11 protein-coding genes are annotated in these 13,772 nt (G+C 68.3%); 5 read left to right on the plus strand and 6 right to left on the minus strand.

The genetic code is table 11. The annotated features are described in order from the left end of the window. Nucleotides 1-30: 30 nt before the first annotated feature. Both hemQ and ACFWFP_RS03985 read left to right on the plus strand, forming a co-directional pair. A complete protein-coding gene (gene hemQ / locus ACFWFP_RS03980) occupies nucleotides 31-726 on the plus strand; it encodes a hydrogen peroxide-dependent heme synthase (protein ID WP_379292999.1) in 696 nt (231 codons plus the stop codon). 180 nt (nucleotides 727-906) lie between these two features. Continuing rightward, nucleotides 907-2,724: a glycosyl transferase gene (locus ACFWFP_RS03985; RefSeq protein ID WP_379293000.1), complete on the plus strand. Its 1,818-nt coding sequence runs from the start codon at nucleotides 907-909 to the stop codon at nucleotides 2,722-2,724. 3 nt (nucleotides 2,725-2,727) lie between these two features. Here the strand turns inward: ACFWFP_RS03985 and msrB are convergent, their stop codons facing one another. The 4 genes from msrB to ACFWFP_RS04005 all read right to left on the minus strand — a co-directional run bounded on the left by msrB (nucleotide 2,728) and on the right by ACFWFP_RS04005 (nucleotide 6,980). Beyond that, nucleotides 2,728-3,156 (minus strand): peptide-methionine (R)-S-oxide reductase MsrB, encoded by a 429-nt coding sequence (gene msrB / locus ACFWFP_RS03990; protein WP_379293001.1) that lies wholly within the window; start codon nucleotides 3,154-3,156, stop codon nucleotides 2,728-2,730. Between the two features lie 60 nt (nucleotides 3,157-3,216). After that, nucleotides 3,217-4,548 (minus strand): glycosyltransferase family 87 protein, encoded by a 1,332-nt coding sequence (locus tag ACFWFP_RS03995; RefSeq protein ID WP_379293002.1) that lies wholly within the window; start codon nucleotides 4,546-4,548, stop codon nucleotides 3,217-3,219. An 84-nt stretch (nucleotides 4,549-4,632) separates the two neighbouring features. Continuing rightward, nucleotides 4,633-6,186, minus strand: coding sequence for an alpha/beta hydrolase (locus ACFWFP_RS04000; RefSeq protein WP_379293003.1), 1,554 nt, complete (start codon nucleotides 6,184-6,186; stop codon nucleotides 4,633-4,635). Nucleotides 6,187-6,218: 32 nt separating this feature from the next. Then, on the minus strand, nucleotides 6,219-6,980 hold the full coding sequence (locus ACFWFP_RS04005) for a pyrimidine reductase family protein (RefSeq protein ID WP_379293005.1): 762 nt from the start codon (nucleotides 6,978-6,980) through the stop codon (nucleotides 6,219-6,221). 35 nt (nucleotides 6,981-7,015) lie between these two features. Between ACFWFP_RS04005 and zapE the strand changes: the two genes are divergently transcribed. Next, a complete protein-coding gene (gene zapE, locus ACFWFP_RS04010; RefSeq protein ID WP_379293007.1) occupies nucleotides 7,016-8,035 on the plus strand; it encodes a cell division protein ZapE in 1,020 nt (339 codons plus the stop codon). A gap of 14 nt (nucleotides 8,036-8,049) precedes the next feature. On the opposite strand, the gene ACFWFP_RS04015 is transcribed toward zapE, so the two are convergent. Then, a complete protein-coding gene (locus tag ACFWFP_RS04015; protein ID WP_379293008.1) occupies nucleotides 8,050-8,589 on the minus strand; it encodes a GNAT family N-acetyltransferase in 540 nt (179 codons plus the stop codon). A 152-nt stretch (nucleotides 8,590-8,741) separates the two neighbouring features. Here ACFWFP_RS04015 and ACFWFP_RS04020 point away from each other — a divergent pair, with 152 nt between their 5' ends. Together ACFWFP_RS04020 and ACFWFP_RS04025 are read left to right on the plus strand one after the other, a co-directional pair. After that, the gene (locus ACFWFP_RS04020) at nucleotides 8,742-10,250 is read left to right on the plus strand and encodes a flavin-containing monooxygenase (protein WP_379293009.1); all 1,509 of its coding nucleotides are present in this window, start codon (nucleotides 8,742-8,744) and stop codon (nucleotides 10,248-10,250) included. A gap of 63 nt (nucleotides 10,251-10,313) precedes the next feature. Next, nucleotides 10,314-11,258, plus strand: a complete 945-nt coding sequence (locus ACFWFP_RS04025; RefSeq protein WP_379293011.1) for a LysR family transcriptional regulator — start codon at nucleotides 10,314-10,316, stop codon at nucleotides 11,256-11,258. A gap of 136 nt (nucleotides 11,259-11,394) precedes the next feature. Here the strand turns inward: ACFWFP_RS04025 and ACFWFP_RS04030 are convergent, their stop codons facing one another. After that, on the minus strand, nucleotides 11,395-13,401 hold the full coding sequence (locus tag ACFWFP_RS04030; protein ID WP_379293012.1) for a hypothetical protein: 2,007 nt from the start codon (nucleotides 13,399-13,401) through the stop codon (nucleotides 11,395-11,397). Nucleotides 13,402-13,772 lie beyond the last annotated feature (371 nt).

The following is a 13,772-nucleotide window of genomic DNA, read 5'->3' on the forward strand; positions in this document are numbered from 1 at the left end:
GCGAAAACGCCGCAGTGGCACCATAGATCCATGGCGCGACTCGACTATCAGGCTCTCAACTCCACTATTCGCTACCTGATGTTCTCGGTGTTCCAGGTTCAGCCGGGCGTGCTCGGTGACGACCGGGCCGGGGCGATCAAGGAAGCGCGGGAGTTCTTCGACGGACTCGCCGACAAGGGCGTGGTGCTGCGCGGGATCTACGACGTCGCGGGGCTGCGGGCCGACGCCGATTTCATGCTGTGGACCCATGCCGAGCGGGTCGAGGACCTGCAAGCCGCCTACGCGGATTTCCGCCGCACGACCGCACTCGGCCGCGCGAGCGCTCCGGTCTGGAGCAACGTGGCGGTGCACCGGCCCGCGGAGTTCAACAAGAGCCACATTCCGGCGTTCCTGGCAGGCGAGGACGCGGGGAACTACATCTGCGTCTACCCGTTCGTGCGGTCCTACGAGTGGTACCTGCTCCCCGACGAGGAGCGGCGCAAGATGCTCGCCGATCACGGCAAGGCCGCGCGCGGATACCCGGACGTGCGGGCCAACACCGTGAGCTCGATGGCGCTGGGCGATTACGAGTGGATCCTCGCCTTCGAGGCCCCCGAACTGCACCGGATCGTCGATCTGATGCGTGACCTGCGGGCCACCGAGGCTCGGTTGCACGTGCGCGAAGAGGTGCCGTTCTTCACCGGACCGCGCGTCGAGGTCGAACAGTTGATCACCGCACTGCCGTAAGCGGCGCGAACACCGAAGGCCCTCTCGCGGAGAGGGCCTTTCGTCTCGGCCTGGTGTCGCCGCGGTTTCGCACTCGAGTATCGTGAGCGGGCTGATTGTGGCAATGAGGGTGAGAGAGATTCGCGCGTGGTTTCAGGGTGGGGAACGGATCGGACCGAACAAGGTCGATCCGGCACAGCAGTGACCGATCGAACCGCACCGGAAACGGTCGAGTCGCGGCGAACTCCGGCGCGGTGGCTGCGCTCGGCGCGCACCGACCTGATCGTCGCCGGTTGCTACCTGTCGCTCGCGGTCTTCGTCCTCGCCGGGCTGTGGTCGAACCCGAGCAGTGGCTACCTGACCAAGAGCGATCAGGACCAGACGCTGTACGAGTGGTTCTACGCCGTCACCGCGCGAAACCTCACCCACCTGGACAGTCCGTTCAGCACCCAGTTGCAGAACTATCCCGACGGCATGAACATGATGGCCAATACCCTCATGTACGGCTGGGGGGTACCCTTCACGCCGATCACCCTGCTGTTCGGGCCCACCGTCACCTTCGTGTCGGCGCTGACATTCGGCCTGTTCAGCACGGCATTCGCTTGGTACTGGGCATTCTCGCGCGAGCTGGTGAGCTCGAAATTCGCCGCAGCCATCGGCGGATTGTTCTGCGGCTTCGCACCCGCGATGATCGCGCACACCAATGGGCACGCGAATTTCGTCGTCCTCGCGTTGCTTCCGCTCATCGCTGTGCAGGTCATCAAAATGGCGCGCCGTGCCGAGAACACCGTCGGGGCGCGACCGGTCTGGCAGCCACGCGCCGCCGTCGTGCTCGGGCTGCTGGTCGCGCTGCAGCTCACGTTGGGCGAGGAGCCGCTGCTGATCTTCGCGCTCGGCTTCGCGGCCTTCGCCCTCGCCTACTTGCCCACCCCGGGCGCTATCGCGCTCACCGCGCGCGCGGCGGCCCCGTCGATACTGCTCGCGGCACTGATCACACTGACGCTCACCGGTTTCGGGCTGTGGTGGCAGTTCGCCGGACCGCAGTCGTATCGATTCGTCGGGATCGGCCGGGTCGGCAACGACATTCTGTCGCTGGTCCAGTTCTCGCCGGAATCGGCGGGCAGCATGTTCTCGTTCGGCCCCGACGTGAGCATCAATCCGACCGAGGACAACACCTACTTCGGGTGGCCGCTACTGCTGCTCGTCGCCGTGGCCGTGTTCTATCTGCGGCGTGAGCGCATAGTGCGGGCCGCCGTGATCGTCGGAGTGGTGTTCACGGCGCTGTCGATGGGCATCGTGCTGTCCTTCGACGGCGTCGTGCGCTTCCGCGAGGGCGAATACTCCATGATTCCGATGCCGTGGCTGGCCTTCGGATGGATCCCGCCACTGAACGGGATGATCGAATCGCGGTTGGCCATGATAGCCATTCCGGCCATCGCGATAGTCCTGGTCCTCGGCACCCAGCGGGCGATCGAATCGCTGCGCACCGCTGCCACGATGCGGCGACCGGTTGCCTGGTTCGGCGCTCTGGCCTTCGCGCTGCTGCCCATCGCGCCGACCATGCTGCCCGTCACCGAACGCCCGCAGACGCCCGCGTTCTTCGCCGACGGCACTGTGCGCCAGTACGTCTCGGACGGCTCGGTGGTGATCGTACCGCCGCCCACCTCGGGAGATGCCATCGCGCTACGGTGGCAGATCGACGCCGACTTCGCCTTCCCGCTGGTCGGCGGCTACTTCGTCGGCCCGGTCGGCGCGGACCACGGGGCCGGCTATGGCGCCGACCCCCGATCCACCGCCGTGCTGCTCATGCTGGTCCGGAAGACCAATACGGTTCCGGTCATCGACCGGGCTCGGCGCGAGCAGGCCATCGCGGACCTGCGGTACTGGGGCGCCGACGTGATGGTGCTGCCGCCGTCGCAGAGCGATGATGCCCTGCGTCGCACCGTGGATGCCCTGCTCGGCGTCCCGGCCGAGCAGGTGGACGGTGTGTGGGTGTGGGACGTGCGCGGTCTGGTGTGACCGTTATTCGCCGGCGGGCTTCAGGCGCAACGAGATCGAGTTGATGCAGTACCGCTGGTCGGTGGGCGTCGGGTAGCCCTCCCCTTCGAAGACGTGCCCGAGGTGGCTGTGGCAGTTCGCGCAGACCACCTCGACCCGGCGCATCCCCAGGGTGTCGTCGGGCTTGAGGATCACCGCGTCGGAATCGGCGGGATCGAAGAACGACGGCCAGCCGCAGTGCGAGTCGAATTTCTCTGTGCTGCGGAACAACTCGGCGTCGCAGGCGCGACAGGTGTAGACACCCTCGGTCTTGGTGTCGGTGTATTCGCCGATGAACGGACGCTCGGTGGCGGCCTCGCGCAGGACCGCGTATTCCTCGGGATCCAGTTTCGCCCGCCATTGCTGCGGCGTCAGCTGGATGCGCGGCGTGGGCAACGAAGTATCGGAACTCATGGCTCCACGCTAATGGTTTCGGCCGGTGCGCGCCGTGAGCGGTGCGTCACCGGCCGATAACTACTTGAGCGCGGGCTCGCGATCCTCGACCGGAGCCACCGGATCCTCGCGGTGCGGCGGGGTCTGCTCGACCGGTGCGACGGGCGCGGGTTCATCGGTGCCGTCCCGCGAATCGGGCGCACTCGCGATCCACGTCGGGTCGATCCCGAACTGCAGCCTGCCCTCGCGACGTGCCGCCAGATACCGGTCGCCGAGCACACAGAACACGACGATGAGCAGCAGGCCCCAGCCGAAGGTCACCCGCAGGTATTCGAGATTGCGCCCGACTCCCTGCCAGCGATCGGAGAGCCACTTGTCGTAGGTCATGAACCCGAAGATCGCCAGCCACGCGGGCCAGTTGCGCAACACGGAATTACGCAGCACCACGGTCATCAGGAACGGGAACACCATCATCGAGTAGTACATCTGGCCCAGCGAGGGCAGCAGGAACCACGCGGTGAGCAGCACACCGGAGAACGTGGTGACGAAGAACAGTTCGTCATGGCGGTAGTAGCGCCACAGCAGCCACAGAGATACCGCGACCACGCCGGCCATCAGGACCTTGACCAGCAGGATCAGCCATTCCGGCAGCCCGTAGTAGAGCCCGTTGCCGCCGACCGAACTGTTGAAGTAGTCGCGGGTCTCAGCCAGGTACGGCATCACATGCGTGAAGAACTTCTCCGGGTCCGCCGACAGCGGCCAGGCGATCGCGGTGAGCACCAACGGCACACCGAGCGCGGTGATGAACACCTTCCACTGGCCGCGAACGGCCGCGACCAGCAGCAACGGCGCCAGCGTCGGTTTCACCGCGATGCTCAATCCCAGCGCCACGCCGGCCCAGAGGTCGCGCCGTGCCAGCAGCAGCGTGATGAACAGCAATTCGGCCAGCAGCAGGCAGCCGTTGACGTTGGTGAAGACCAGCGTGTTGGTCACCGTCTCGGAAGCGAACATCGCCAGCAGCAGCGCGGGCGCGGCGATGGAACCGAGACCGAACTTGAACAGGCGCAGCAGCAGATACCAGGCGAGCAGAATCGCGACCGCGTTGAGCCCGATGAACAGCCACCGCGACAGCTCGTAATCGATGATCGCCACCGGCGCGATCAGCAGCGTTCCGCTCGGATAGTAGAGATAGTGCGGGTCGACCGACGAGAAGTCGGCGGTGTACAGCGGCCTGCCGTTCAGGAACTCGAACGAGGCGTTGTACACAGGCCGGTAGTCGTCGGTGACGAAACCGTTGATCGCCTTGATGAAGACGCGGTTCAGCACCATCATGACCGCGAAGGGCCAGAGTGCGAACTTGATCACCTCGGCGGAGGTGCGAGCGGTACGGGGCTCGAGCTGTCGGAACAACACTGGGGCACGGTACACCGGATCGGGTAGCGATGGTGTCGCCGGACCCGGATGACGCGCCGAAACCCGGTGATTGCCCGGGTCGGATCAGGCCGGGCAGGCGCCGCCGTCGGCGGGCAGTTTCCCCTCGGCGAGGTAGTCGTTGACGGCCTTCTGCGCGCACCCGGAGTGGGTGACCACCGGATGGCCCCAGCCCTGCCAGGTCATCGTGGCGTGCCGGGCACCCGCCGAGCCGAGCGCACCGGTCACCGAGGCGGCGGCCCCGCCGACGATCGGATCGGCGGCACCGGCGAACACCAGCACCGGCAAGTCGAGTTTCGTCGGCAGCGGCGCCGCGGTGGAGACCGGCCAGGCCGAGCAGACCATCAGCCCGATCGCGGCATTGCGCCCGAATACCGGATATTTGCTCGCCCAGGTCTGGCTGAGTTCACGGGCCTTGTCCGCGGTCGGGGGCTGCTGGCTGTCGGTGCACCGGTTCACGAACTCGCCGTCGGAGGTGATCGCGGCGGATTCGCGCACGACCATCGCCGACAGCGGCCCACGATCGCCACGGTCGGCGGCGGCCAGGATGTCGGCCATGGCGGTGACCCGATTGGCCTGATCACCGCGGGGACTGGACAGGAAACCGATGAGCGCGGTCGACAGGTCAGCGGCCGAGATCTCGCCGAGCCCGCCGCTGCCTGCCTTGTTCATCAGCGCGACGACCGCCGCTCGCGGATCGGCGCCGAGAGCGCAGTTGGCGGCTTTGCAGCGTTGCGCGAACGCGGTGAGGGCCGCTTCGGCGCCGGTGACCCGCGCCTCGGCCATGGTGGTGGCGTCCGCGCCGACGGGTTCGGGGGCGTCGAGCACGAGGCGGGCCAGGTGATCGCCGTAGCGGCGGGCATAGCTCAGGGCCACCTTGGCGCCGTTGCCCGCGCCGAGCACGTTGATCTTCTCGACCTGCCATTGCTTGCGCAGCTGTTCGATGTCGTCGGCGGCGTGCGGCGCGTCGAACGTGCCCTCATAGGGCTGCAGGAAATCGCGGCAGGCGATGGTGGCGTCCTGGCTGAAGCCGGCGACGGCCCCGACCTGATCGGCGCTGCCCACCCCGGTCTGGCCGAGGTCGGTCATCACCGCGCGCAGCTGCGCCGGAATGCAGTCGATGGGCTGGGAGGCGCCGATGCCACGTCGATCCACCGCGACGATCGGCTGCGCGGCCAGCAAGGCGCTGTTGGGCCCGATCGCCAGACCGGCCAGCGTCGAGGCCGACGAACGGTCCGAACCGGAGGTGAGCACCAGCGGGGCCGCGTCGGCGGGCGTCTGCGGCAGACGAGCACGCAGGGCGCCCGCGCGGAACGTGCCGAGTACGGTGCCCGCGGTATCGATCGGGGTCGAGAATTCGGCGCAGTCGAGGACCAGACCCGCCGGAGCGGCGCCGAAATCGAGCGAGCTCAACGTGGCCGCGGTGCAATCACGCCAGGCCAGATCGGTTTTGGGCACCTCGGCCTTGGCCAGGTCCTGCGGTGCGGGCGCCTCGGTCTGGCCGCCGCCCGACCCAGGGCGCTCGACGGCGACGACGGGCCGATCCGACGGCCCGGCCCCACAGCCCGCGAGCATGATCGACAGTGTCGCGGCCGTTGCCGCGGCCCGAGTCCAACGCATGCGCTACACACTGCCAGGTTCGGCGCCAGGTTTCATCGACGGGCCCACCGGGCCAGGACGGTGCCGTCCTCGGCGAGCACCAGCTGCTTGCGTGCCATCGGCAGGTCGAAAGTGCTCGCCGACAGCGAGATTCGCCCGCCAGCGCCCCCGACCAGCATCGGGGCGGTGGTCAGGCAGAGCTCGTCGACCAGGCCCGCCTCGGCCAGCTGCCCGAAAAGATGCGGTCCGCCCTCACACAGCACCCGGTGCAGACCGCGCTCGGCCAGCACCCGGATCAGCGCGGCGGGCATGATCGCGGCCTCACCGGCGACCACCACCTGCGCGCCCGCGTCCTCGAGCGCGCTCACCTGCGTCGGGTCCGCGTGACGGGTGGTGATGATCAGCGGCGCCACCTCGGCGTCGGTGAAGAACCTCGACCCCGGATCTAGCTTCGCGGTCGCGGTCACCACCGCGATCGGTGGCGGGGTGCCGTCGGGATGACCGCCGATTCCGTGCCGATGGTGCGCGATGCGCCGCTGCGGGTCGGTGTGCGCGCCGCCGTAGTTCTCCGCGCGCACGGTGCCCGCGCCGATCACGATCACATCGGCCAGTTCACGCAGGACCGTGAACACTGTCTTGTCCGCCTCGGTACCCAGCCCTTCGGAGACCCCGTCGACTGTGAACGCGCCGTCGATGCTGCTGACGAAGTTCGCCCGCACCCACGGACCGTCCAGATGCCGGGGATAGGCATAGCACCTGGCCAGTGCGTCGGCGTCGAGGTCTGCGAGCTGGGTCACATTGTGGATACGCTGCATAGGGATCGATGCAACCACGTCCGTACGATTTGTCCATGCAAGAACGCCTTGTCGATCGCCATCCGGAGGTCCCGGCCGACCAACTCGTCGCGCAGATGGTGCCCCCGCCCATGTTCGACGAGGTCAGCTTCGCCTCCTACATCCCCGACCCCCACGAACCGAGCCAAGCGGCCGCGGTCGCCAAGGCCGAGCAATTCGCAGGCCAGGTGGCGAAAATCCACAAGGCCGCCTCGAAGAAGAGCCTCTTCGGCAAGAAGAAGGCGGTCTCGGGTGCGGGCCTGTATCTCGACGGCGGCTTCGGTGTCGGCAAGACCCACCTGCTCGCCTCGATCTTCCACAGCTCCCCGGCACCCAAGTCGTTCGGCACCTTCGGTGAGGTCACCAATCTGGTCGGCGCACTGGGCTTCAACAACGCCGTCGAGCGGCTCTCGGCCAACAGCGTGCTGTGCATCGACGAGTTCGAACTCGACGATCCGGGCGACACGATGCTGGTCTCGCGACTGCTCACGGAGCTGTCGGCCCGTGGTGTCTCCATCGTGGCGACGTCGAACACACTGCCCGGCCAGCTGGGTGAGGGTCGTTTCGCGGCCTCGGACTTCCTGCGCGAGATCAAGAAGCTCGGCTCGATCTTCGATCCGGTCCGCGTCGACGGGCCCGACTACCGGCACCGCGACCTGCCGCCCGCCCCGGAACCCACCTCGAACGACTTGCTCGTCGAGCGCGCCGCGACCACCCCGGGCTCCACGCTCGACGAATTCGATGTGCTGCTGAAGCATCTGAGCACCCTGCACCCGTCCAAGTTCGGTGCGCTGATCCAGGGCGTGGCATCGGTGTTCATCTCCGACGTGCACACCGTGACCGATCAGGCCGTCGCCCTGCGCGTGGTCGTGCTCGCCGACCGCCTCTACGACGCGAGCATCCCGGTGACGGTATCGGGCGTCAAGCTCGACGAGATCTTCTCGAAGGAGATGCTCGACGGCGGCTACCGCAAGAAGTACCTGCGCGCGATCTCACGTCTGCTCGCGCTCTCGCGCTTCGAGGCCGCGGCCGCATAAAACCCCGCACGAGGTCAGAGCGCGCGTTCGAAGACGAAATCGGAGTGCAGCTGGTTGCCGACCACGAACGTCTTGGTGCCCACCTGCCGAAAACCGTGCTTGGCGTAGAACTTCTGCGCGCGCTCGTTGGCCTGGTTGACCCCCAGCCACACCGTCTCGGTGCCCGAGTCGCGCGCGGTGTCGACGACGGCTTCCATCAATGCCGCGGCGACACCGCTGCCGTGGTGTCCGGGCAGGACGTACATCTTGCTCAGTTCGACCACCTCACCCGCGCTCACCTGCGCGGCGACCTCGGGGTCGCTCGGCCTGCCCGCGATGAGCATGGCGTAGCCGACGATCTCGTCACCCTCGACGGCTTTGAGCACGGTCCTGGTCGGGTCGGACAGGTATTCGCCGAAGCGTTCGCCCGACAACATCTGCTCGAGGAAGATCTCGATATCGCCCGCGGTGGCCTCGGGCGGGCAGGCGAGCGGAAATGTCGCGGCGGCGACATCGCTGAGCGCCTCGGCGTCCCAGAGTCCGGCCCGATCGACGACGACGGAACTGTTGGTCATCCTTCCAGTACAGCACGGGTCACCCCGGCCGCGGCGCGACTGCGGATCGCGACAGCGCGGCGGCCCAACGGCGGGGCCGGGCACCGCCCCACAGACTGTGGGCTGTCCAGCGCGGTGGCACCTCACCTACTGGTCCGAGTAGTCTCCTGCGCATGACGAGCGGTAGCCGCATCGGGATCGTCGGTGCGGGAGTGGCGGGTTTGGCCTGCGCGAAGGTATTGAGTCAGGCGGGGTTCCCGGTCGAAGTCTTCGACCGAGCCCCCGACGTCGGCGGTGTGTGGAGTGCCACCCGCCGGTATCCGGGACTTCGCGCGCAGAACAGCAAAGCCACGTACGCGTTCAGCGATCACCCGATGCCCGAGGACTTCCCCCGCTGGCCCGACGGCCAGCAGATGCAGGCCTACCTGGCCGGATACGTGCAGGAGTTCGGCCTCGGCCCGCACCTGCGCCTCGGCACCGAGGTCGTGGCCGCCGACCCGGTCGACAGCGGCTGGCTGCTCGAGATCCGTGACCACAGCGGCGGGCACCGCACCACCTGCGATCACCTGATCGTCGCCAACGGCGTCTACAGCGACCCGGTGATGCCGGCCCTGCCCGGTGCCGCGGCGTTCCGCGCCGCGGGTGGGCGGCTGTGCCATGTCTCGGAATTCCACGATGTCGAGCAGGCGCGTGATCGTTCGGTGGTCGTGCTCGGCTACGGCAAGTCCGCGTGTGATGTGGCCGAGGCGGTCAGCCACATCGCCGACGAGACCACCGTGGTGGCGCGCAGACTCACCTGGAAGATGCCGCGCAAGCTCGGTTTCGGCGCCGACTACGAGCGTCTGCTGCTGACCCGCGCGGGGGAGGCGCACTTCCCCTCCCGCTTCCCGCACCGCGTCGAACGGCTGCTCGACCGTCTCGCGTTGCGCCAGTCGAACATGGACCTGCTGCAGGAGCGGGTGACGCGCAAGCTGCGGCTGCGCGAGCTCGATCTGGTGCCGACGAGCCCGATCTCCGAGATCGGCACCAGCAGCGCGAGCTTGGCCACCGAAGGCTTCGCCGAGCAGGTCGAGGCGGGCCGGATCAGCGTGCACCGCGACACCGAGATCACCGAACTGATCGGTGGACGGCACGGACCCGCGGTGCGTCTGGCCGACGGCAGCCTGAAACTGGCCGAGATCGTCCTGTGCGCCACCGGATACCGGCAGGAGGTCCCGTTCCTCACCCCGTTCGTGCGACGCGCCCTCACCGACGAAGTGAGCGATTTCCGGCTCTACCGCCACATCCTGCCGGTGGAGGTCCCCAACCTGAGCTTCGCCGGGTACAACAGCTCGAATGTGAGCGCCCTCAGCGCCGAGGTGGGCGCGCACTGGATCGCCGGGTTGCTCACGGGCCGGTTCGTGCCGCCGATGGCCGAGCTGATGAACAACGAGATCGATGCGCGCCTGGAGTGGTCGCGCACGCGCAGCGAGGGCGGCCACGCGCACGGTGCCTCGGTGGTCCCGTTCTCGCTGGCCAATATCGACGAGATGCTCGACGACCTCGGCACGCCGCTGCCGTTGATGTCGAGGCTGGCGCAGTGGGTGCGACCCGTGCGGCCGTCGTCCTATCGCGGGGTGCTGCGCAATCGCGCGGTGGCCGCGCCCGTGGCGCCCACACCGGCGCCCGTAGCGGAGCGGTAGCCGACACGCCGGATCGCCGTCGGCAACGCCGATGGCGAACGGTGCGTTGGTGATAATCCTCGCGTGGACGCGCTGGATCTGAACCTGCTGCTCGCTCTCGACGCGCTGCTCGACACCAACAGTGTGACCGAGGCGGCCAGGCGACTGCACACCTCGACTTCGGCGATGAGTCGCACCCTCACCCGGCTGCGCGAGGTGCTCGGCGATCCGCTGCTCGTTCGCTCGGGCAGGCAGATGGTGCCCACGCCGCGGGCCCTCGAATTGCGCCACGATGTGGCGAGCCTGGTCGATCAGGGCCGGTCGCTGCTCACCGCCCGCGACGGGAACGGGCCCGGCCGGCATCGCGATTTCGTTGTCCGCGTGGGTGATTCGGTCGGCGCGAGTCTGTCCGGTCCGCTACTGGCAGCGGTCCACGCGCAGCTGCCCGGGGTGACGGTGCGGCTGCTCGCCGCCGACACCGCCGACGGTGCGGTGGCGCTGCGCGACGGCCGCGTCGACGTCGAAGTCGGCATGATCGGGCAGACCGACCCGGAAACGGTGGTCAAGCGTCTGTTCACCGACCGCTGGATCGGCGTCGCCGCGCCCGAGCACCCGTTCGCCGCCGACCGCCCCACCGTCGCCGCCTACGCCTCGGCTCGTCATCTGGAGGTTTCGTCCACCGGTCGCACGCACGGCCCGATCGACGACCGTCTCGCTCTGCACGGCCGCACCCGCCGCGTGGTCGCCACCGTGGCCGACCTGCCCACCGCGCTGCTCACCCTCGCGTCGACCGAATTGATCTGTCCCGCACCGGAACTGCTGTCCCGCGCCGCACGTACCGCGCTCGGTTTGGCGATGTTCGAGATCCCGCTGCCGCTGCCCGCCCCCGTCGTCGCCATGGCGTGGCATCCACGCAACACCGCCGACGCCGGCCATCGCGCCCTGCGCGACCTCATCGGCACCGTCCTGCACGAGCCCCCGAAGCCGGAGGTCGACCCGGGGTTTGTCTCGCTGGCGACGTCTGCCTGACGGCTCTTCGAACCTTCGTCAGCCGCTCACGGGTCACTGACGCGACGTAGACGGGCGCACGATGGGGGTTGGATCGAGGGAAGCAGTACGCCTGGCAGGCGCAGTGGCGGCTCAGCTGCGCGACGCCCGAGTACGCCTAACCCAGGTCCGGGGTCGGCGGGCCGAACACGTCGCGGCGGCCCGGCGGGAGACCGGCCGAGCGTTTCAGCTCGTCGAGCATGGCCTGCAGCTTGTCGACGTGGGCGCGTTCGATGTCGAAGGCGCGGTAGGTGCCGGTGACGGTGATACCGGCCGAGTCGGTGGCCGTGGGCGGAACCGGGTCGGAGGCAGGGCGTTCCAGCGGATCGGGGCTGCTCGTCGACCCGTCGCGTCCGGTCGGCAGGCCGAGAGTCGGTGGATCGAAGTCCGCGGAGGGGTGATCGTGGTTGGTGAGCGTCGCGTGGTTGTTGCGCGGCGCCTGCTCGTGCAAGCCGCCGGTGTTCGCCGGTCGATCACCGGCGGGGAACGCGGTGCTGTCGCCGACGCCGTTGACCTGCGACGAACCAGGAGTCCGCGCCGAATCCACCGGCGCCTGCGCGGTGAGTTCTGTCGGTGGGGTCAGGCGGGGAGGCGGCCCGGAGACGGCCGGTGGCTCGGGTGATTCCTCGGTGGTCAGGCGGTCGCGGGGGGTGAAATCGTCGAAGAGGGATTCGGCGCGGCGCGCGGAGTCGGTGGTGAAGCCGTTGCGGGCGTGCCCGTTTCGGTCCGAGGTCGGTGATGTGGGCGCCGGGTCGTCCGTGAAAGACCAGTGGATGCCGTTGGTGGTGTTGCCTACCGGCGGTGCCTCCACCGACGTGTCCGGGCGGATTTCACCTGCCAGCGGGGAGTGGGACTCGAATCCGTTGACCGGCTTGCCATTCGGGGGCGTTGTGGATCGCTCGCCGGTGAATCCCGACGACAGGTGCTCGTCGGCAATGTGGACGGGTTCCGTCGGCGTGGGCCGGGCGACACCATTCCCGTTGGTGGACAGCTCTTCTGGCGACGGAACGCTGAGTCTGCTGTCTCCGGTGGCCGAGCTCTCCGCCGGCTTCTTCACCGGGCGAGCCCGCTCGATCACGGCATCGGGGCTGATCTCCGCCGTCAGCGGATCTCCGGGCGACGGCCGCGCCGACCGGCTCTCGACCGGTGAGCTCGCAACATGATTCATCGCATCGGAACCGAGCCCGAATCCGTTCGGGCCGCTCTCCCGCACGACAGCGCTCACCTCCGCACTTCCGGGTAGCTCTCCGTCGGTAGCCGACGGCGCCGTGCCCGACGTGGGCGCGCGATCCTCGGAGAGCACCGCCGTGCTGGGCCTCGAAGCTGTCGCCGCACCGGATCCCGGCGCGTGGTCGGCAACAGGTGCCGTCAGCACCGTGCCGATCACCGCGGGCACCGGTGTGCCGTTTCGTGTGGCGGCGATGTCGCCGGCCACACCTTTCGCGGTGCCGTTCGTCCCGTTTGCCGACGTCCCGTTGCCGGCCGTGGCCCGCTCGCCGGTACTGCTGAGCCGCACGGGTGCGGGCCGGCGACTCGGCGGTTCGCTACCGGCGGTGGTGCCGACCGCGACGATCGAATCGGTGTCGAACGACGCCGGTTGACCGAGAGGAGCCGTTTCCGCCTGCACCGTGCGCGGGATCGGCGTCGCGGCCAGCGCGGTGGGATCGCCGAGGTGATCGGTGGTCGGTCGGCCAGGGGAGTTGCGGCGTTCGAGCGGGGGCCGGGAGGCGTCGGTATCGCGGTTCTGGTGCGGCGGTAACCGATCGGGGGCCGATTGATAGTCATCGAAGGCGTCGGCCGCGCGTTCGGCGGCCTCCGCGGCTTCACGAACCTCGCGGCGGCTGCGCGTGCCGCGCGCCGGACGGCCGGAATCGGGCTCACCGTCATTGTCGAGGGCGTCGAGCCGGGAACTCAGGCGTGAAATGTCCTGTGACGCACGAAATGCCCAGGATTCCAGTCGCCTGATCCGGGTGTGGTCGGGCAGATCCTCGTCGACCGGGAAGGTGGGCACATCCAGCTGGACCCGCGCGGCGACGATATCGAGCTTGTCGCTGACTTCGCGCAGCGCCGTGGCGATACTCGCCAGCATCGACCCGATGGACTCGTCGTGCTCAGCGTGGTTCATGCACACCCTACTTCCCGTGGTCGCCCGAGCGTGCCCGCCTCGGCCGCAGCGATCATATCCACCGGAGCAACAGCACGTGTTGTCGTGACCGCTTACGCGACGCGCCGAACTGATTCGCAATCAGGATGAAACGGACACGCAACAGGCCGGGTCTGTGTATCGAAATGATCAAGATCTAGGCGTCTTCGTGCGACGTTGGCACAATGAAATGGCTTGATATACAAGCAGAGTCGCATTTGTGACGTCAATCACCGGGCGATGACGCACCCGAACGCGGGTCAAGGGGGCTGGCGCCTTTTCGGTGGCTGCGGGAACCTGATGTCCAGGACGTGCGCGTGAGCCTACGACAGGTCCCATGGTGAGGGAGTGAT

The sequence above is a fragment of the Nocardia sp. NPDC060249 genome (assembly GCF_042728755.1).
Taxonomy (GTDB): Bacteria; Actinomycetota; Actinomycetes; order Mycobacteriales; family Mycobacteriaceae; genus Nocardia.